This is a genomic window from Vibrio sp. Vb1026, from assembly GCF_033338745.1.
GTDB lineage: Bacteria > Pseudomonadota > Gammaproteobacteria > Enterobacterales > Vibrionaceae > Vibrio > Vibrio alginolyticus.
Genome location: NZ_JAWOTH010000001.1, coordinates 741,824 through 761,134, shown reverse-complemented (window position 1 = coordinate 761,134; position 19,311 = coordinate 741,824). Strand labels below are relative to the sequence as shown.

The window sequence follows — 19,311 nt, the reverse complement described above, 5'->3', positions numbered from 1 at the left end:
CATCATGTTAAGCTTTTTCAAACGCTATAAACTCCACCACACCGTGAAACAGCCGCAGCATTACCCTTTTTCTTTTATGACAGTGTGTGAGTATTTGCCACCCATGTCTAAGGGCGCGTTTGAATTAGCTGATCAAAGTTTGGAAAATGCTAGTGATTGGCTTTACCAACAACATGATCACGAAACTGCTGAAAACTATGGGCACTTCAACCACGACAAACTGGAGAATGGCGAGTTTCAGGAAGCGTTAAGTCTTTCGCTTTCTCGTCACTCAATTCCGGTTTTAGTCACTAACTGTACCGAGGCAATCTTGTCCATGTTACCTGTGGTCGTATCCTATCGAGACGAAGTGGGTGTCGTAAATATCGGGCATAACATGAACTTGAAACCGACACTTGAGCCACGCTTAGGCTCTGCATTCCATTTTGCTCTTTCTCGCTATCAAAACGTACGATTGTTTTTTGCTGGCGTCAGTGAGCAAGAGACGAAGCAGGAAACGTGGGAATACGCGGAAGATCAAGGTTGTGATTGGGTGACCGAGAAAGAGTTTTCTTTTCGTCATCGCAATAACGTTAAGCAACAGATCGGCAATTACCTAGACCACTGCGACCAAATAATCATTAGCATCGACCTTGGATCTCTAAAAACCAAAAACAGCCTTGATGGCGCGTCAGAAATCGATATCCAAATGGTTCTACGCACGATTAGGCAATGTTTGGTTGCAGGTAAAGTGCGAGCAATTCAGCTCGTTGGCGATCGAGATTGTCTGGTGTATTCGAGACAAACGAAAGCCATACTAGAAGAGTTATATCAGATGGCCCCACTCATCGTTCACGCTGCCTAGCGTTATAAACATTCAGAATCAGGATCGCGTCCTTCCTGATTCTGAACCAACATGCTTACTTATTATCCTTAACTAACAAATAGTTACACATATAAATCGACACACATCACACTTACCTCTTGAACTAACCTGACACTTACGTTGTAATAAGGCCGCTAAACTTTGGTATGACATACGAAATAAAAAATAACCAAAGTTCAATAACTAAGCGGCTTCAAAACAAAAAAGTACCGCAGCTATTCCAATTTCAGTGAGCATTTGCTCACGCTCGCTTGATGCCATCTTGTTCCACTCATTAGGACATTTGATGATGCGTCTTTGCAGTATTTTCACTGCGGTTCTTTTTTTACCGCTAACCTCACACGCCACCACTTATGACGTAAAAGATCTATCTGAGTTAGGTCAACTTTGCTCACACAAGAGTTTTAGTATCGAAAGCGATGGCACGACTTATCGCTGTACAGGGAAACTAGTCCTACCCGCTGGTGATAAAATTGTCTCCTCATTACCGGAAAAAGAGATAACGTTAAAAGCAGATTATGGAATTGTGTTAGAGGGGAATAATACGATTGGTGAACCCAATAAACGTATCTCTCTACACGCCCTCGCTACCGGATTAACGGTTAACAATGAGAAAGCATCAAACCTCGACGATTACCAAAACAAACACACTGTCATCTATGGTGATCTTCTATCGGCTTATCCAACAAAGCTGCATAACGTTCTCATAGACGGGAATATTAAGCTAACAGGTTCGACACTTCACATTGATGGAACGTACAACACCATTATTGGTGACATTTTGACTCACAGCACGACCAATATATTTAATACAAACATCTGTGGTAAGGTCGAATCACAAGGCGAAACACTACACCTAAAAACAAACCATCCTTTACAAGACCATTTTGTCGTCGGTGATGTTTCTGCGCACAACTCTCTGATTATAAAAGATATGTCGATCTATGGTACGGCTGAATCTGTAGGATCGTCAGCTACATTAAGTGGCTCATTCTATAGTTCCACCGCAGCAATTAAATACTTCCAAACATTGAACTTCAACAACGCTCCAAATCAGCCTAGTCAAGTTTGTGGTGAAATCCAACAAACGCCAGGAAGTGCACAAACGAAAGCACAAGACAACAAATACACGCAATACTGTGGATTGGGCGAGGCTGATTGTCACTACTCTTCCCAAGTCTGTCCAATCACCCCTCAAGATGTTCCGAATTGCAGCATGCAGCCTCCATCGGAGAACGACTTAAACCTCAGCGTCACACCATCGGACGACATGGCACTGATGTGCGGCGACGATCTTCCGCAATTTACAGCAACAACAACCAATAATGGAGAAGTTGTAAGCGCAGAAGTCAGTGCTGTCCTATCACACCCTGACTTGTTCACTTTAGAGGTGGTTAAAGGTCAGCAGACATTAGGAGCCAACCAATTTATATCAGACGATAATGGTGAACTTGTTGTTCGAGTGGTTCCGAATAATATTGATACGATCTCGTTAGATACCAACTACACACTAACTTTCACTATGGCAGAAGACACGAGCAAGCATCAAACTGTTCGCTTTATGTTTACGCCATTTATGTTTGAGGCCTACTCAAAGACAAAAAGCACCGCTTTAAATGAAATACGCGTTATTGCAGGTAAGCCAGAAAACGTGCATACGCGATTACTTGCTTGTGCCATCACCGGCGAACCTGTAGTAGCAAGCAACTACAATGGTACGCCTAAAGTTTTTCATCCATTGGTTCAACCATTAGGAGGAAGTGAAGGAAACTTTAGCTATTCAGCAGAATTTGAAGATGGCTTGTCTGAACATGGCCTTATCACGAACGAATCCGGCATATTTGAAGTGACATTGTCCGATCATTTTGAATGTGAGGGATTTGAAGAGTGCCCAGAAGAAGGCAAAGTGGAAGTGAAAGGAACATTTAATGTGCACTCGCGACCATGGACACTGGCTATCTGTGACAACCAACGTGCTTTGCCTTCTGGTACCTCTGAACAAGGAGAAGGGTTTCTTGCTGCCGGAGAACTTTTCTCTCTAACGGTGAAACCAATCATTTGGCAACCTGACGGCTCTATAAGTGGGTCTGTTGAATCAGCACGCTATTGTGATGCTTCTATCACCCGTAATTTTACGCTTGATGACGCTCCAGCAGCATCGGTTGTCTTGTCGAGTGAGCAACATACGCCATCAGAGACAGCGAACCAAACCTCAAAATTGCTAAAAAGTAGTGACTCACTGGCTCAGGCGCATAATTCAGCCAAGAATGATCAATTCGTCTTTAATGGATTATATTGGGAAGAAGTCGGGAGCTTGAGAGTAAAAGCAAACCTAGAAAGTAAATATCTAGGTATGACTGTAAACGAAGGCTATCGTTACGTTGGTCGTTTTTACCCAAAATATTTTCAAGTGCAAGACCAAGAATGGCACAACCCACATGGCCAAACTTTTGCTTACATGAATCAACCTTTTGAGAAAGTCACTTACGATGTTGTCGCACTCAATGCGCATAAGGAAAACGTGAAGAATTACGTCCACTTTTCGTCTAACCTTCAACAACATTTCGATTTAGGCGAGCTAAGCTCATACTCCGATCGGTTTTTGCCGCCTAAGCCTAAGAAGGTAGAATGGAAACCACTGGGTAACGCGAGTGTTGGAACGTTTGTGATCGAGAAGCCGTCGACCAATGCGACTTGTAACAATAGCCCATGTTGGAAAAAGAACACGACAGATAAACAATACCCTGATGGCCCATTTAATAAAGGGACTAACAGTGACAGCAGCAAAATAGGTATAGTCACGACTAAAGCCGTTGATGAGGTAAACTTCTTCGACGATAGCGAAGTGCTCACAAAACAACCAGACATTCGATTCGGTCGTTTGAACTTTCAAGATGTAGGTGGCAACCAAGGCATGGTGATCAAAGTGCCACTTGATGTGGAAATTTGGCAAAACGGTCGATTTACGACTAACTTCGATGACAGCTCAACAACGGCGAATGGTGAATATTACTTCAGCACGCCAATTTGGTCTCATGCGCCAGCAAACAACGCCCTGCTTTCTGGCGTTGGAACGATGAGTATTGGCAGAATGACCGATATCGTTGCAAGCCAAATTGACTCAGCGCGAGAGCAAATACAATTCCACCTAGATTTAGACAGCTCAGGCAATCGCATCCCTTGGCTGAAATACGACTGGGATAACACGACAAGTGAAGAGGAAAATCCACCTGTTACAGTTACGTTTGGTATTCACCGAGGAAACGATCGCATTATTTATCGTGGTGAACCCAATATGCTTGGCCTAAATTAACGCGAAACGGCAAACAAAAAGAGCCCCTCAATTGAGGGGCTCTTTTCATCACAAACTGATGTAATTTACTTTGCGCCACGACGCGCTTTCAGGCGCTTCACCATAGCAAGACGACGCTCTGCCGACCCTTGGTCTGTTGCCGACTGGTTCGGATTATTACGACGACCTTGACGATTCTTGAATGCTGGTTTTGAGTGCAGCTTTTCAATGTAAGATTCACGCTGTTTTGGTTCATAGCCAGCAAGCTCAATACGGCGAATTCGCTGCTGGATTAGATTTTCAACCTGAACAACCGTGAGTTCTTCATCTCGATTTACAAATGAAACGGCATGACCTTGTTTACCTGCACGGCCTGTACGACCAATTCGGTGAACGTAATCTTCCGCTAGGAAAGGCATGTCATAGTTCACAACGTGAGGTAAATCTTCAATATCTAGACCTCGAGCAGCGACATCGGTAGCCACCATGACACGTGCTTTACCGGACTTGAACTCTTCTAACGCACGACGACGAGCACTTTGAGCACGGTCACCATGACAAACCACCGCTTTGATACCATCAAGTTTCAGCTCTTTTACCACTTCGTTTGCGGTCTCTTTGTAGTTCACAAATACCAACACTTGTTTCCAGTTCTTACGACCAATCAGCTCCGAAAGCAGTTCCGTTTTTCGCTCTTGATCAACTGGATACAACACGTGAGCAACTGTCTGTGCTGTCGTATTCGCTCGCTCAACTTCAATACGCTTAGGCTTACGCAGGATATCTTTTGCTAACAGATTTAGTTGGCTCGAAGTCGTTGCAGAAAACATCATAATTTGCGGATCAGTATCCACATCTAGCATGATCTTACGAACTGCATGAATAAAGCCCATATCCAAGATACGGTCTGCTTCATCAAACACCAAAAACTCTAAGTGTGCCACCGAGACATTACCTTGTTCGATGTGTTCTTCCAATCGACCAGGTGTAGCCACAAGGATATCAACACCATTTTCCAGTGCCGCAACCTGAGAAGACATTTTACGGCCACCGAAAATCGCCGCCACCGACAGATTGGTGTACTTCGTGTAAGCTTTGATGTTGTCAGCAATTTGTTCAGCAAGCTCGCGAGTTGGAGCCAAGATAAGTGCACGAGCAGTCTTACGAGAAGCGCTACGGTTACTGTCTAACAACTGCTGAATCATAGGCAGAGAAAACGCAGCCGTTTTACCAGTACCTGTTTGTGCTGTAGCGAAAATATCATGGCCTTTGCGAGCCATTGGAATCGCCTTCTGTTGAATTGGCGTTAACTTTTCATAACCGCATTCTGCCAGTGCTTTAACCACTTCTGGCGCAAAACCTTGAGATGAAAATGACATTGAGCGTATTCCTTAAACAAACCACTAAAAATAGCTTTAAAAATTTAGCCGTGCACTATACCCGAATTTGAGTGATTTATCTCACTTTTCTCATTGAAACGCTACAAAAGCAAAAACGGCGAACACAGACAGATTGCTGGCTCACCGTTTCCGTTTAACATTTGTTCGATTTAACGCTTGATGCCAGACAACTGAAGGAGAATTTGCTCAAGTTCATCCCATGGCAACAGCTGAGAATCTATCACTTCTAATCGTGATTCAAACCCTTCTAAGCTGATTTCATTCACCGACACGACTCGGTTGGCAACATTAAACGCGTAACACCCCTGATCCGTGTTGACCACCGCTTTAACACGTTCAGCCGTTAAGTCCGAAAGCATTGAGAAGAGTTTATCAAAATCAAACGTGTACTCTGCCCCAAACAACCACCCGCAACTAAAATACCCTTGCCCTTTGTTCTCTTTACGCACAAAGGCTTCACCTGGCGGCAACTGGAATTGAGGCTCTTGGTGAGCATGGTCATGATGATGTGACTCGATATGGGAAGGAGCGCTGCCGTAAACCCGTTCGATATCCAAGACTTCTATCGGTAACTCACCATCATGAATAAGCTTACTGAATACTTTTGAGGGAGATTGGTCCGTCACCCAGTCATTAAACACATCAATGTCGTGACTGGTACAAAGGTCAACCTTACTGCCTATAACCACATCTGCGCTGTCTAACTGGTCCACGAAATTTTGGTTAGAAAGGTATTTTTCATCACTTAAGTTACGCGGATCAACCAGAGCGATCGTCGCTTTTAGATCAACGTAAGGTTCATACTGCTGTGAGGTAAGCGTCGCGATAACCTGTTTTGGATGACCAAGGCCTGTCGGCTCAATCAATAAACGGTCCGGTTTTTGGCGCAGTAACGCGGTAATACCGACCGACATTGGCACGCCCGCCGTACAACACATACAGCCACCCGGCACTTCTTTAATCAGCGCACCTTGGTCGGTCATCAATGCACCGTCGATGCCAATCTCACCAAATTCATTGACCAAAACCGCCCAGTTTTCGTTTTCCGGTTTGTTCTTCAGTAGATTTAAAATCGTGGTCGTTTTACCGACACCCAAAAATCCGGTCAGTATGTTGGTTGGTACTCGATTTGACATGCTTATCTCCGACACGTTAGTGCATTAATGCTCCAGCAAAGTATACGGAGAATGTGACTCGCTTCAACGCTTTTTATCGCACGCATCAAGCTCATTGCGTGATGCGTTGGAACACATTTTTCGAGCTTGTTTGGGTTGACTTATCAACTCCGAACGCTTCATATCAGACAGGTATCTACTGGTATAAATAACGCAAGTAAAAAACGCGATAATAGCGACTACAATGGGAAGAACTCCGAGTGTGTTTTCGAATTTAAGCGCAGCGATAGCCAATGCGAAAACAACGACAGAGATAAGTGCGATAGACTTACTTTTGTTGCTTTTCATGATAACTCGCCTTTCGTAAGGGTAGCCCCTAATACCTCCTGTATTAGGGGAGTGCCAGTTTGAACAACATCCAACCTGACTATTCAATGCTACTCCTTTCGCTACTTGTGAAATTTGACAAAGCTAACATTTATTACAACATCAAACGATGAACTTATTACTAGCTTTCAGACACTTAGTGGACTGTAAAGCACTTACTAGCAAATCGACCCGCCGCTGACCAATATGTCGTTTTCATTGGCAATACAAACTTGCGCCACCAGCCTTAGCCCTTCGACTATCATCTCCAGAGACATGGAAGGCTGACTGCCATCTACTGCTTGTTCTGGCAATAATGGGATATGAACAAACCCATGACGAATAGGTTTGTCTTTTAGATAATGTTGGATGCCATAAAAAAGGTGGTTACATACAAATGTTCCGGCACTGTTGGAAATCTGGCTAGGTATCCCCTGCTTTTGCAGCGTTTGAACAATACGCTTTATCGGCAGTGTCGAGAAGTAAGCATCAGGAGCATCAGCCACCACGGGTTCATCAATCGGCTGATGACCAGCGTTATCTGGAATACGAAAATCATCGACATTAATTGCGACACGCTCTGGGGTTATCGCGCTACGCCCGGCCGCTTGCCCTACAGTAATCACACAGTCTGGCTGGTGCGCTTCTATTGCTTCAATAACGACTTTCACCGAGTCATATCGAACTACGGGGACTGGGCAAGTAACTATCACACCGCCTTTTATGGCCGCAGCCTCTAATTGCTTGACCGCTTCTAAGGCGGGGTTAATGGCTTCACCACCAAAAGGTTCAAAACCGGTAATCAGGACTTTCTTCATAACAGCCTTTAGGAAAAGAGTTTTACAAATTATTGCACTCCCCTTCACCCCATCCAATAGCAAAAGTATTGATGAGATAAACCAGACAACATTATGTGACTCATGTCTAACCAGAGAGTGTTTTCTGCCTCATTGAATCTAGGCAAGTTCCGGACGATCGAGACTAACTTATTGATGATTAGTGGCAGGGCAAGGTTCTCTCATTACATGACGCACGTAGAAGCTTGGTTTCCACGCTTAACTTAGGTAGAGTACGCGACCGCAATGCAATTCGAAGAGATTGAATACAATGAATATTGATAACCATGTAATCGAAACGATTGAAGAGTTAGAGGCATTTCTGCATTTAGTAGAAAGCGGCGCTCTTGGCCTTGAAGGTGTCACTGGCGTTGCGCTAGCCACCTCTAATACCGATGGTCGTCCATTTGTTGCCGTATTAGGAGAAAAGCACCAATTGCTCCTCGGTCGCTGGGTTTCGCAGCACGTATATGACAATGGTAAAGACATCGTTCGTAACGGCCCAACCAGAAAACACTAAGCGCTCGACGCCACCTATAACATCACGCCGTCTTATACACCAAGCGTATGCTTTGAAAGCAATGCGCTTGGTGTACTCAAAAAATAAAAAAGAAAAGGCTAGCCTTTATTAATTTTGTCGGTATACTGCACACCAGCTCTTACGGAAAGAGCTATTAATGTAATTAAAGATCAAAGTTTCTCTCAGTTCCACATCGAATTCCTCGTTTACGTTCCTGCGACAAAATAGTTATCTCTAAAATCATATAGTAGCACTTGATATTAGCTAAAAATTCAATATTTAAAACAATCAAATATAGAGGTATCTATGTCTAATAAATTAACTGGTTCAGTAAAATGGTTCAACGAAACTAAAGGTTTTGGTTTTATTTCTCAAGACAATGGCGGTGATGACGTATTCGTTCACTTCCGTTCTATTGTTTCTGAAGGCTTCAAAACTCTTACTGAAGGCCAAAAAGTATCGTTCGTTGTTGAACAAGGTAACAAAGGTTTACAAGCTGCTGAAGTAACTGCACTGTAATTCTTTGTGTGGCATCAACGTTGTTGGTGCCACAATCCCCTTCCACTTATTGCCGCCCTTACTATTCTCTATCTAAGTTTATATACCCAAATCACTTATCTCTCCCACACCATCATTAATCACTTTCAATAAAGTCACTTTGGTATACATCTTTAGGTAATCACACGGCGTACCTTGCAATTCCAGTTTGGAACTAAATTAATCTCATTCATATCTGAATCACTTCGCCTCATGCTTTGCTCATAAAAATAAAGTTTATAAAATAAAAGCGATTGGCGAATATAAGAGAAAAAATGAAATTAAATATATCTGCTCAATCAATAAATTCTAATAACTACGAGCACATAATCCCTAGCTGAGACGTTGAGTTAGAGGAACCGAATCGAAGGTCTCATTCCTTTATCAAGTTTCCAAAATGGTGAGTTCGAATTTGATGCAGTCAAACAAAAAATTTCCAGCCAGAGCGCCACGTTTACTTTAGGGACCAAAGTGCACGTGTTGGTTAAAGACGCCGATTCGAGACAAAGAAAGATCATGTTCAACTTAAAAGACGCGGAACACGCGGTAGGTTAGCCTGTTTTAGGTTACTTTCTAATCCATTAATCAAAAATAAAAAATAAGCTTTTAATACCGCAATTAACTTGTGACATTTCGCTGACATCGACTCATTCTAAAACCCTAATATCTGACAAAGGAAACGAATCTAATTTTTGTTTCCAGACACCATCGCAGAGTGTATTTCCAGCACTCTGTTTGCCTCGAGAGGTTCTTATGACAGCCTAGGATCTCTCGAGGCTTTTTTGCACCTATTCAAACCACCTGATTCTACATCCCAACTATTATCCCCTACCCAAGCTGTACTTCTTAACTAGTTCACTAGATCGACAATTGTTATTTAAGCAACTGATCACACAACCTCTTCCAAATTTTGGGTATAAAAGTAGCAATACTTTCGTTAACTAGGATGTAAATAATGAAAAACTCGTTTGATCTCACTATGCCCAACGAAGAAGGATACTTTGGTGAATACGGTGGTAGCTTTGTTCCACCTGAGCTTGAACAAATCATGCATGACATCAACGCAGCTTATGAGGAATGCAGAAAAGATCCTGAATTTAAAGCGGAACTCGCTCGCCTGTATAAGCACTTTGTTGGACGACCTAGCCCAATCTTCCATGCGGAAAACTTGTCTAAAAAATACGGAGCAGACATCTACCTAAAGCGCGAAGACTTAAACCATACTGGCGCACATAAAATTAACCACTGCTTAGGAGAAGCCATTCTCGCTAAAAAGATGGGTAAGAAGAAACTAATTGCAGAAACTGGCGCAGGACAACACGGTGTTGCGCTTGCTACAGCCGCGGCATTGGTTGGCTTGAAATGCGACATTTACATGGGTGAAGTTGATATCGCCAAAGAACATCCGAATGTCGTCCGCATGAGAATCCTTGGTGCTAATGTCATTCCTGCCACTCATGGGCGCAAAACCCTCAAAGAAGCGGTAGATTCTGCATTCGAAGCTTATCTGAAAGATCCTGATACACAGCTTTATGCGATAGGCTCTGTCGTTGGCCCTCACCCATTCCCTAAAATGGTACGAGATTTCCAATCAATTATCGGTAACGAAGCACGAGTTCAATTCAAAGAAATGACCGGCAAGTTACCCAATAATCTCGTCGCATGCGTTGGAGGTGGTTCTAACGCGATGGGGCTATTTACTGCTTTCTTAGAGGATAAACAAGTCGCCATTCACGGCGTTGAACCTGCGGGCCGCTCTTTGCAAAAGGTTGGCGAGCATGCTGCAACACTCACACTCGGTGAGCCAGGTATCATGCACGGATTTAAGTCTTACATGCTTAAAGATGCACAAGGTGAACCTCAGGAAGTGTACTCTGTAGCAAGTGGCTTGGATTACCCATCGGTTGGACCTCAGCATAGTTACTTAAAAGACATTGGCCGTGTCAATTACAGCTCAATCAGTGATGACGAAGCGATTGATGCCTTCTTTGAGCTGTCTCGTGAAGAGGGAATAATCCCTGCTATTGAATCCTCACACGCTGTCGCTTACGCAATTAAACTCGCGCAGCAAGGAGAAACCGGCTCGATTTTGATCAACTTATCAGGCCGTGGTGACAAAGACATTGATTTTGTCGTTGAACACTACGGCGCAAAATACGGCATTGAATCACTCATATAGCCTAGCTCCGTAGCCTAACCCTATATACAAAAAGCTACCTGGTACTAGGTAGCTTTTTGTTTGTGTCTTGTATTTTAAGAAGCAAGTCCTTTTATTCACCAATCCCACTATGCCTTAAAAGCATAATTCGATTAACCGATAAGAGCTGGAATGCCTGGAAGCTGACCAACAATAGCAAGGGAGCCTGCACAAACGATAAACGCAGTGCCAGGAATCAGATATTTATCTTTGCGCGATAGTTCGTTAGCACGCTCATGGTCGCCGATAAGCCCGAGATTATCCAGCAGCATAGTGATTGCCCAACCGAAGACTGGATTAACGAATGCACAGGCAAAAATACAGATACCTGCACTGAGTGAATCTTTATGCTTATGGATCATCTGCATACCCGCTTCAAGGAGTGGTAAGAATACACCCACAATCAAAGCAACGCGCAGAACAGGTTCCCACATTGCTAGATCCATTGGGTAGCCAATTACCGCTGCCGCAATACACATGAAACCCGTCAACAGAGCGCCACCTGGAATAGGACGCTTGGCAATTGCGGCAGGAATCATGTACGTTCCCCAAGAAGAGGCTAGGTTTCCGCCTCCTAAGAGTGAGCCAACCCCCTGACGAACAGATGCTCCGACCATCGTGTCATCGACATCCATGAGTACACCTTTCGCTTCTTTTGGGTAGTTAAGTTCTTGAAACACACGATGGCCGAGATAATCAGGGGACCACATAGCGACTGCCAGTAGAGCAAATGGAGTCACGGCAATAAAGTGCTCTAGGGTTGGCCAGCCTAGCTGCCAGCCTGTATCTTCCCCCCACCAGTAGAATGGACTGAAATTAGGCAGGCCCGGCTCTGTGGTAAAAGCAAACTCAGCGCCCATCAAATAAGCAACAATACCCGCGAGTGCAGAGCACAATGGGATAGCGAGCCAACGTTTATTGATCTTGGCTAAGTAAGCGTAAACCATAACGGTTAGGCCTATGACCACAAACGAAATGTAACCTTGGTCCGTACTTGCAGCCCACGCTTCCGTCTTATTAATTTGCCCGAGCAACCCAACAGCACCAAGGTAGATCAACAACCCTCCTCGAACCCCGATACCAGTCAGAGTCATGAGTTTAGAGCCACCTTTGGTTAAAGCGAGAATTAAACCAAAAACACATACCATCAAACCTAGCGCGAGAGGGTGCCCTCCTGCAGCTGCGATCATAGGAATCAGCGGTATCATTGGGCCATGGGTTCCCGCTAAGTTTGCATTCGGGTTTAGGATGGCAGAAAACAGGATGACGAACAGGGCTCCAGCGATAAGTAATTCGTAACGCACGTTTTCTGCAATGAATTCCGGAGATAAACCAAACTGAGCAGCAAAAGCGGAAACCATGGCAGTGACCATCACCACTTTACCAATGGTTGCTGCTAATGCAGGTACCCAGTCTTCGATTTCAATACTGTAATCACGTGAGGGCAAATGAATTCCCCAGCGACGGAAACTCATGACGGTTAAATCATGATTTAGAAAGTCTTCTCGGTTTTCAAATTCATGCGGTTTTTTGCGCACATCCCTGTAAAAAGTCTTACTTTTGTCAGACATTGAGTCATCCTTTTATGTTTCAACGTTGAACTACGTCAACTAGAGTTTCGCTTGGTAGACAGGCCTTCGACCAATACGAGACAACACCCACATCAAACTTCTAGGCCATACTAAGAAAGCGGCATGAACCAATTTTGATTTTGAGCTTATTAAGCATGTGTTGCTATGGGTAGGAATATTAGACATTAGTAAAAGAACAACAAAAATCTCACTTATTACACAATAATTTAACATCGAGCTAGGACGCTTGAACTTTTATGAGTCATTTTTGAGCAGAGAGCCAAGTAGAGCGGCCAATTCCGATTTATACTTTCAAGGTAGAGAGCACTGTGCTCGCATCCATCGCAAAGTAACTATAGATATCTCTGCATTGTATACTTTGTTAAACTCCGCCCTTTAATGAGTAAGGCCCTTAAAAATGATGACTGACGAAGAGAGAATCGAGCTGCAACAGAACAATCCACTGCACGGGTTAAAGCTAGAGACTATGTTGCAAGAGTTAGTAGATTTTTACGGCTGGGACATTCTAGATACAGCAATGCGTTTTAATTGCTTTAACACTAAGCCTTCGATTGCAAGTAGCGTGAAGTATTTAAAGAAAACCGAATGGGCGAGAGAAAAATTAGAAAACTTTTACCTTTATCGCTTTAAGCGTATGCCACGCGCGAGCGAAGAAGAATACAACTTACCACCAAGAGCTCGTACCTTCCCTCATGGCCTTGAACCTAAAGAGCCAATGCCGCTAACCGTTGACTCTATTCTTAAGTCACAAGCTAAAGCAGCGTCTGCATTTAAAAAGCGTTCACCTCGCGGACGCCCTGCTCATCGCCAATAACACTATCTTGAAAAGCAATAGAGCCCTACTGGTAGCTCCAGCAGGGCTCTATTGTTCTTAAAGGAATGGCTAGAAGCGAAGACTCAAGCTAGTGAGCATTCCCTTTCTCCAGCAACTCCCGTAAGTAAACTCACATGTAGTTTACGTTTTCTATTGATTACGCTTTTTCTTCTTTTTACCTGTACCTGCTGGCTTTGCACGCGGCTTCATCGGTAAAAAGTAGGCTTCACTTTGGTCGTCTTCCACTTCAAAGCCCTCTACCTGCTCACGTTCAAGTTGGAACTTATTTTTCTTTTCTATCACTTTGAAATGGTGATAGTCATCGTAATCGATAAGAGATAGCCCTAGACCCACTTCACCAGCACGACCACTACGCCCGATTCGATGCATATAGTCAGCAGGACTACGCGGAAGATCGAAGTTAATCACCACTGGCAGCTTTTCAATATCAAGGCCACGAGCAGCGATATCGGTGGCAATAAGAACTTGAATCTCGCCAGACTTAAAACCGTCAAGTACACGAGTACGAGCGCCCTGCCCTTTATCACCATGGAAAACTTCAGCAGTAATACCGCGTTTTGACAGTTTTTGAGCTAAATGGTTACAGGCATTCTTAGCATTCACAAAAATCAAAGTCTGTCGCCACTGATGCTGTTTGATTAAGTGCGCGAGTACCGCCGTTTTCTCACCTTTATTTACACTAAACACGCGTTGCACCAAAGTGCTGGCCTCTGCGCTCTGCAACTGAACTTCAACAGGGTCGCGGAGCAAGTGCTGAGACAGCGTCGTGACTTTATCAGGGAAAGTAGCAGAAAATAGCAGCGTCTGTTTCTTCTCTGGCAGTAACGCAAGAATCTTATTGAGTTCTTCGGTAAATCCGAGGCTCAACATACGGTCAGCTTCATCGAGCACGAGCGTTTTTACTTGGTCCAACTTAATCGCGTTACTGGATACCAGATCAAGTAATCGACCCGGCGTAGCTACGATAATGTCACAGCCACCGCGAAGTGCCAGCATTTGTGGGTTCACCGACACACCACCAAATACGGCAACCGTTTTGATCTTATCTCTAAGATGGTATGAGTAAGATTTGACGTTGTATGCCACCTGTGATGCCAACTCACGAGTTGGAACTAAAATCAGGTGAGAAACGAAGTTACCACGGCGATTGTTTGATCCGTCTTGCTGAACAATTTTTTGCAGGATTGGCAGCGAAAAAGCAGCGGTTTTACCAGAACCCGTATTGGCACCACCAATAATATCTTTCCCTTCAAGGATATCAGGAATAGCACGGGATTGAATGGGTGTCGGTTGGCTGTATTCTAACGCTTCTAGTCGCTCGACTAATGTTGGAATCAGGCCAAGATCGGCAAATGTCGCTTGCTGTGTTTTATCTGTCATTACAAAGAGTGGCTCAGTGCTAGTAAAGGCCGTGTATCTTATGCTATTTCGCGTCTGGATGTTAGAGATAATGGCCCAAACAGAAGATTGGTGAAAGAAGCACTATAGGGTTCAGGAACTTCCTTTCACTAACATGAGTTAATGGTTTCGATAACCAATACTCTACGACCAAGATGGTAGCGTTCGCGACGAATCTATTATCCACTTCGAAATTGATTTCAGCTCATTTGAGGCAGAAAGAAGCTAGAAGCACTTGCTTATGTTGGGTGAGTAAATGTATGTAAAAGCCTCAGTACATAAAAACGTACCTAATTTAGGTAAGCTCTGGCAACTATATGCCACGACTCGAAAAGTAACGCGTGGGTGAATCGCCATAGACCCGACGAAACATCGCAATAAAGTTACTGGGTGTCGAATAACCTAAAGCATGTGCAATATCTCCCACCGATTCCCCTCGAGCTATCATTTCTAATGAATGTATTAGCAGTACTTGTTGCCGCCATTCACTAAAACTCATGTTTAACTCACTTCGAATCAATCCCAGCACTCTCTTGGACAAAACCTTCTTAGTTCTATCACTTAAATTAGAGAAATACGGATAACTTTTGGTATCAGAAAGTCGCTTCTTTATATATCCAGTCCGGCTGGGCAGATCAAAAGCCTTTGATGTTAATTTTTAAAGCAAACATCAAAGGGTAAATAGTAATTCATAGGCCCTTTAAGAGTGCACGAATTATTCGATCGCGAAATATACGTAAGATAAACCATGTTATCGCTATCGTCGCTGATACCACAACCAAACTGTCTACAGCCATCACGATGTAGAATAAGCAGCCGACAATAACACCAATCAGCATCGCTACGTTAAATGGAAAAGCGTTACATTTAACTATACCGGATGAGCCTTCTCTTAGCTCTACCTTTAGTCCTTGCAAGTAAAAGAAGAGTAAAGCGCACCCACCGAAAAGACCCAATATTGCTATAATCATTATAACTCCGAAGGATTGATTAGGCCTCTGAGGATCAGTTCTTTTCTCGCATCTTTCATGCCTTTGGTTTGCATTGCATTAAAACCAATAATCATTATCACAAAAGCGCCAAGCATTCGCCCTGACTCACCTACAAGTCGCTTTCTTAATCCCAATTCTTTCGCTGTCTCTAGCACCTTATTCGAACTAGCGATACTCGTTAGACCTTTGGTCACTGTTGTTTTCATTCCTTCATTAAAAACAGAATATGCGCCAGCGGCTAACACTCCGACTGAAATCGTTGGAACATCAAAGCCAAGGCTACTGAGTAAGTCAGAGATTTTCTTGTTTGAATTATAATAACTTTTTAACTCAGAATCACTTAGTGACCAGCAGAACCAGTATGGATTTGCGACAATTTGGCCTATCATTCCATAGAGTTTAGACTTCAAGCGATTGTTCTTTAAATTCAACACACTACTCGTTACTTTTCTTTGGTCGGGCTTCGATAAATGTCTGTACAACACAATACCAGACAAAAGGCTTAACGATTGATTTTCGCGATGTAAATCATTTCTATATGGTTCTAGACCCATGAGAACAATGAAGAACTTTAACGGCTCTTGATTGTGTTGCCGGTGGGTGTATCTGGAAGATGTGACGCTTAAAGAGTCCATGCCTAAAAGTCCTTTGTTAATTTCAATACACAAACCATTACATAATAATAAGTAGGCGTTTCTTGTGTAAAATGTTATTAGCTTCTAGTGTATTGGCATCTAGCACTATATTAAAAGTGAGACCTAGTAAGCCCTGAGAGCGGTATCCACTTTTAGATTACAAAAGCTGATGCAAATTTATGAAGTTGCGTCGTTGACTGTAACTTGGCGAAAATCATTTTGGGGCACTTTTGCGTTGGAAAGTACTCAACATGAAGGCTCTCGACAAAGATGAATCAACTCGATGCTGCCCAAAAGACGTCTAAGCGAGTTTCAGATTTCAAGTAACTTTTGAGACTTTGAGCACAACTTCGAGCACTTTATGTATATCGGTGTGTTCAATCCTAATAGAGCATTGAATAGTTAGATATTGAGCAATCCATGTGAACTATGAAACTTAAGTTAACCGTTTGATTTGCTCTCTTACGATATCTAAAGCTGATTGCAATTGTAATCGGCTTAATGGACCTGCAAGTGATATCCTCACTGCTGCCGGCACTTCATACCGACCCACAGCAAACATTTCCGCTTCCCTCACTCTGACACCATGTTTCAACAACGACTGGTTAAAGTGATATCCTGTTAATGGCTCAGGCAAAGGTAGCCACACATTGTAACCAGGAACACCAATCTGGATTTCGGGAAATACTGCCTTCCAGATCCGATGACGTGCACTGAGTTCCATCGCTATCTCTTTGTCCACGGCTTGCATAGCTCCGCTAGTTAACCAACGACAAACAAGGTCGATTATCAAAGGGCTAACATACATACAACTGGCTCGTAGCGCACGTTGCAGTAAATCTTTGAACGACAAAGGCAGAATGATGAAACCCAGCCGCAATCCACCTGCAAAGTACTTAGAAAAACTGCCCACGTATAAGGTAATATCTGGAGCAATAGCAACTAAGGGACTCTTTCGATTAGACGGCGGGCAGTAGAGAACATCGTCCTCAATAATCAACACATTGTAACGACGACATATCTCTATGATTTTTAGTCTTCGGCTATCCGTTAACTGAGCTCCGGTCGGGTTCTGTATTCCCGGCGTAAGATAAAGCAGTTTTGGGCGATGCCTCTTACAGTGCAAAGCCAGATCTTCTGGATCTAATCCATGTTCATCGACTTTTACTGGCACTAGCTTTCGTTCAGATTGCTGACATGCATAGATGAACTCTGGATAACACAGCCCTTCAGCAAGAATTGTATCTTTAGGGCGGCTCAGAGATTGAATAATCAACGAGATCCCGTGTTGCCCTCCATGAGTCCACACTAGACGCCGTGCATCAATATCGATATTGAATTTGGTCATCAGCCATTGTCGAAGAGTCTCGTTATGACCCTGAATGCCATCAGCGGAGTAGTAATCCAGCACGGCTGCCTGCGCAATTTCCTCGTGTGATAGCTCTTTCAACGCATTCGCAAGAAATTTCGGCTGCGATAATAGCAAAGGTCGGCAACGTGCCAGATCAATGCCTTTTTCTTCCAATACCGGATGATAAAAGTGGTTCAGTTCAGTTTCTCTGTTACGTACATAAGTACCGCTTCCTACTTTTGGTTCCGTTAAGCCCCTCCGCTCTAGCTCCCTATATGCCCTCGTCACCGTTCCAACCGTCACACCTAAGCGATAAGATAAAATACGCTGAGGAGGTAATTTAGTGTCTGGTTCGAGTTCACCACTCTCTATCACCTCTGCAATCGCTTCAGCCAGTGCCATAAACTTAGGTCCGGAACGACCCGATATATCAGGGACTAACATTGTCTCTCTCCGAAGGGGTACAATTAACTCTTGTATTCAGGATAAATAAGGCCTGACGAAAATGAAATCAAAGAATTGTCACCATGACGCATTAACTGTAGGTCTCTCTCACTTCATCCCTTTATTCTTGGCTTATCAGCACTAACTTGAGAAGAAAAGAAATGACAACATTATGGGACCTAACTCCAGCGATGAGTTTATTTGCGTTTGTCACCGCCATAACACCCGGCCCAAACAACTTATTGCTCGCCAACTCAGGGGCACAATTTGGTATAAGGAAATCATGGCGACACCTAATTGGTATCCGTATTGGCGTAATAGGGTTAATTCTGCTTTGTGCATGTGGTGTCGGTGTTGCCCTACAAACTCATCCAAGTTGGTATCTCGCTATAAAATACATCGGTCTGGTTTACATGTTCTGGCTGATGATTAAGCTGCTATGTACTAACCCTTTCGCAGGCAAACCCACTAAAAGCAAACCAATCAACGTAACTCAGGCTACGTTGTTTCAACTGGGTAATATGAAGGCTTGGATGGCATCACTTGCTTTGGTCACAAGTTATAGTCTCCCTTCTAACTATTGGTTCTCTGTTACATTGATTACTTTCGTGTTTACGACATTCGGACTGCTTGCAAATATTACTTGGGTCTGGGTTGGTAAAAAAATTCGTATTTATCTCAATACCGTATTAAGACAGCGCGTGTTCAACATCAGCCTAGCGACGATAACATTCATATCATTGTTACCAGTTTTGGGGCACTCTGCCTGAATGGCAAAGAGCAGAGTTTTGTATGTATAAAATTGCCAATTATCTAAATTCGCATTTCGAGGCGTAACACACTTTGGGGCAAAAAAGAGTCAGCCTAACGGTCTGGCTCTTTTGAATGAAAAAATAGTCTGGTGGGAGAACTTGTAAGGCTGTGGCAGGTTACACT

Annotated in this window: 16 protein-coding genes and 1 pseudogene; 8 read left to right on the top strand and 9 right to left on the bottom strand. The window is 43.5% G+C overall.

Annotated features, from left to right (window positions below; genetic code table 11):
- Window positions 1-4: 4 nt before the first annotated feature.
- On the top strand, window positions 5-844 hold the full coding sequence (locus R7E47_RS03435) for an arginase (RefSeq protein ID WP_005375657.1): 840 nt from the start codon (window positions 5-7) through the stop codon (window positions 842-844).
- A 307-nt stretch (window positions 845-1,151) separates the two neighbouring features.
- Complete coding sequence (locus tag R7E47_RS03430; RefSeq protein WP_318083740.1) at window positions 1,152-4,178, top strand: DUF6701 domain-containing protein; 3,027 nt, start codon at window positions 1,152-1,154, stop codon at window positions 4,176-4,178.
- A 65-nt stretch (window positions 4,179-4,243) separates the two neighbouring features.
- On the opposite strand, the gene R7E47_RS03425 is transcribed toward R7E47_RS03430, so the two are convergent.
- From R7E47_RS03425 to pcp, 4 genes are all read right to left on the bottom strand, one after another.
- On the bottom strand, window positions 4,244-5,536 hold the full coding sequence (locus tag R7E47_RS03425; protein ID WP_005386186.1) for a DEAD/DEAH box helicase: 1,293 nt from the start codon (window positions 5,534-5,536) through the stop codon (window positions 4,244-4,246).
- Window positions 5,537-5,706: 170 nt separating this feature from the next.
- Entirely contained in the window at window positions 5,707-6,693 is a 987-nt protein-coding gene (locus R7E47_RS03420) for a GTP-binding protein (protein WP_318083737.1), read from the bottom strand.
- Window positions 6,694-6,756: 63 nt separating this feature from the next.
- A complete protein-coding gene (locus R7E47_RS03415) occupies window positions 6,757-7,020 on the bottom strand; it encodes a hypothetical protein (protein WP_005375648.1) in 264 nt (87 codons plus the stop codon).
- 197 nt (window positions 7,021-7,217) lie between these two features.
- Complete coding sequence (gene pcp / locus R7E47_RS03410; RefSeq protein WP_258670088.1) at window positions 7,218-7,856, bottom strand: pyroglutamyl-peptidase I; 639 nt, start codon at window positions 7,854-7,856, stop codon at window positions 7,218-7,220.
- Between the two features lie 289 nt (window positions 7,857-8,145).
- Here pcp and R7E47_RS03405 point away from each other — a divergent pair, with 289 nt between their 5' ends.
- From R7E47_RS03405 to trpB, 4 genes and pseudogenes are all read left to right on the top strand, one after another.
- Window positions 8,146-8,394 (top strand): hypothetical protein, encoded by a 249-nt coding sequence (locus R7E47_RS03405; RefSeq protein WP_005375646.1) that lies wholly within the window; start codon window positions 8,146-8,148, stop codon window positions 8,392-8,394.
- Window positions 8,395-8,700: 306 nt separating this feature from the next.
- Complete coding sequence (locus R7E47_RS03400; RefSeq protein ID WP_005375644.1) at window positions 8,701-8,913, top strand: cold-shock protein; 213 nt, start codon at window positions 8,701-8,703, stop codon at window positions 8,911-8,913.
- Between the two features lie 375 nt (window positions 8,914-9,288).
- Window positions 9,289-9,486: pseudogene (locus tag R7E47_RS03395) on the top strand (hypothetical protein); the annotation flags it as partial.
- Window positions 9,487-9,886: 400 nt separating this feature from the next.
- Entirely contained in the window at window positions 9,887-11,110 is a 1,224-nt protein-coding gene (trpB, locus tag R7E47_RS03390; RefSeq protein WP_258670085.1) for a tryptophan synthase subunit beta, read from the top strand.
- A gap of 131 nt (window positions 11,111-11,241) precedes the next feature.
- Here trpB and R7E47_RS03385 read toward each other — a convergent pair whose 3' ends face one another.
- Complete coding sequence (locus tag R7E47_RS03385; protein WP_005375642.1) at window positions 11,242-12,699, bottom strand: DUF3360 domain-containing protein; 1,458 nt, start codon at window positions 12,697-12,699, stop codon at window positions 11,242-11,244.
- A gap of 418 nt (window positions 12,700-13,117) precedes the next feature.
- On the opposite strand from R7E47_RS03385, the gene R7E47_RS03380 reads away from it, so the two are divergent.
- Window positions 13,118-13,534 carry a VF530 family DNA-binding protein gene (locus R7E47_RS03380; RefSeq protein WP_318083735.1) on the top strand — a complete coding sequence of 139 codons (417 nt, stop codon included), beginning with the start codon at window positions 13,118-13,120 and terminating at the stop codon, window positions 13,532-13,534.
- Between the two features lie 150 nt (window positions 13,535-13,684).
- Here R7E47_RS03380 and R7E47_RS03375 read toward each other — a convergent pair whose 3' ends face one another.
- The 4 genes from R7E47_RS03375 to R7E47_RS03360 form a co-directional block, all read right to left on the bottom strand.
- Window positions 13,685-14,935 carry a DEAD/DEAH box helicase gene (locus R7E47_RS03375; RefSeq protein ID WP_258670083.1) on the bottom strand — a complete coding sequence of 417 codons (1,251 nt, stop codon included), beginning with the start codon at window positions 14,933-14,935 and terminating at the stop codon, window positions 13,685-13,687.
- Window positions 14,936-15,266: 331 nt separating this feature from the next.
- The gene (locus R7E47_RS03370) at window positions 15,267-15,482 is read right to left on the bottom strand and encodes a helix-turn-helix domain-containing protein (protein WP_258516144.1); all 216 of its coding nucleotides are present in this window, start codon (window positions 15,480-15,482) and stop codon (window positions 15,267-15,269) included.
- 441 nt (window positions 15,483-15,923) lie between these two features.
- Window positions 15,924-16,580: a hypothetical protein gene (locus tag R7E47_RS03365; RefSeq protein WP_171344112.1), complete on the bottom strand. Its 657-nt coding sequence runs from the start codon at window positions 16,578-16,580 to the stop codon at window positions 15,924-15,926.
- 436 nt (window positions 16,581-17,016) lie between these two features.
- On the bottom strand, window positions 17,017-18,375 hold the full coding sequence (locus R7E47_RS03360; protein WP_258670079.1) for a PLP-dependent aminotransferase family protein: 1,359 nt from the start codon (window positions 18,373-18,375) through the stop codon (window positions 17,017-17,019).
- A 161-nt stretch (window positions 18,376-18,536) separates the two neighbouring features.
- Here R7E47_RS03360 and R7E47_RS03355 point away from each other — a divergent pair, with 161 nt between their 5' ends.
- Complete coding sequence (locus tag R7E47_RS03355) at window positions 18,537-19,145, top strand: LysE family translocator (protein ID WP_258670077.1); 609 nt, start codon at window positions 18,537-18,539, stop codon at window positions 19,143-19,145.
- The last annotated feature ends 166 nt before the right edge of the window (window positions 19,146-19,311 follow it).

Coding starts and splice junctions, on each gene's coding strand:
- R7E47_RS03435 (WP_005375657.1), top strand. CDS start 5: ATGTTAAGCTTTTTCAAACGCTATAAACTCCACCACACCGTGAAACAG.
- R7E47_RS03430 (WP_318083740.1), top strand. CDS start 1,152: ATGATGCGTCTTTGCAGTATTTTCACTGCGGTTCTTTTTTTACCGCTA.
- R7E47_RS03425 (WP_005386186.1), bottom strand. CDS start 5,536: ATGTCATTTTCATCTCAAGGTTTTGCGCCAGAAGTGGTTAAAGCACTG.
- R7E47_RS03420 (WP_318083737.1), bottom strand. CDS start 6,693: ATGTCAAATCGAGTACCAACCAACATACTGACCGGATTTTTGGGTGTC.
- R7E47_RS03415 (WP_005375648.1), bottom strand. CDS start 7,020: ATGAAAAGCAACAAAAGTAAGTCTATCGCACTTATCTCTGTCGTTGTT.
- pcp (WP_258670088.1), bottom strand. CDS start 7,856: ATGAAGAAAGTCCTGATTACCGGTTTTGAACCTTTTGGTGGTGAAGCC.
- R7E47_RS03405 (WP_005375646.1), top strand. CDS start 8,146: ATGAATATTGATAACCATGTAATCGAAACGATTGAAGAGTTAGAGGCA.
- R7E47_RS03400 (WP_005375644.1), top strand. CDS start 8,701: ATGTCTAATAAATTAACTGGTTCAGTAAAATGGTTCAACGAAACTAAA.
- trpB (WP_258670085.1), top strand. CDS start 9,887: ATGAAAAACTCGTTTGATCTCACTATGCCCAACGAAGAAGGATACTTT.
- R7E47_RS03385 (WP_005375642.1), bottom strand. CDS start 12,699: ATGTCTGACAAAAGTAAGACTTTTTACAGGGATGTGCGCAAAAAACCG.
- R7E47_RS03380 (WP_318083735.1), top strand. CDS start 13,118: ATGATGACTGACGAAGAGAGAATCGAGCTGCAACAGAACAATCCACTG.
- R7E47_RS03375 (WP_258670083.1), bottom strand. CDS start 14,935: ATGACAGATAAAACACAGCAAGCGACATTTGCCGATCTTGGCCTGATT.
- R7E47_RS03365 (WP_171344112.1), bottom strand. CDS start 16,580: ATGGACTCTTTAAGCGTCACATCTTCCAGATACACCCACCGGCAACAC.
- R7E47_RS03360 (WP_258670079.1), bottom strand. CDS start 18,375: ATGTTAGTCCCTGATATATCGGGTCGTTCCGGACCTAAGTTTATGGCA.
- R7E47_RS03355 (WP_258670077.1), top strand. CDS start 18,537: ATGACAACATTATGGGACCTAACTCCAGCGATGAGTTTATTTGCGTTT.